This window comes from Leifsonia sp. SIMBA_070 (assembly GCF_046534635.1).
Taxonomy (GTDB): Bacteria; Actinomycetota; Actinomycetes; order Actinomycetales; family Microbacteriaceae; genus Leifsonia.
The window spans coordinates 1-264 of sequence record NZ_JAWRYK010000416.1 but is presented as its reverse complement, the minus strand read 5'-3'; the positions used below and the strand labels follow the sequence as shown (position 1 = coordinate 264).

The 264-nt window shown below is 67.4% G+C and carries 1 protein-coding gene; it reads right to left on the bottom strand.

The window, feature by feature from the left end; translation table 11 throughout:
- Window positions 1-264 (bottom strand): phosphatase PAP2 family protein (locus SB754_RS20905; protein ID WP_410784268.1); only part of this gene is annotated, 264 nt, incomplete at its 5' end.

The window sequence follows — 264 nt, the reverse complement described above, 5'->3', positions numbered from 1 at the left end:
CTAGCGCGGCCGGCCACGCTCCGCGGTATTGCCCGCCACTGCGGTCCTTCCGGCCAGCCGCCGGGAATGCAGCAGTCGGTGCGCGGTAATCACCACCGCCAGCCAGGCCAGCCCGAGGGTCCAGGCCACCAGGACATCGGTGAACCAGTGGTGCCCCAAGTAAACCCGGCTCATGCCCATGGCGGCTGCAAAAACGGCTGCTCCAAGCACGGTCATCACCTTGGCGCTGCGGCTATCCAGGTGCAGGACCAACAGGTACGCCAC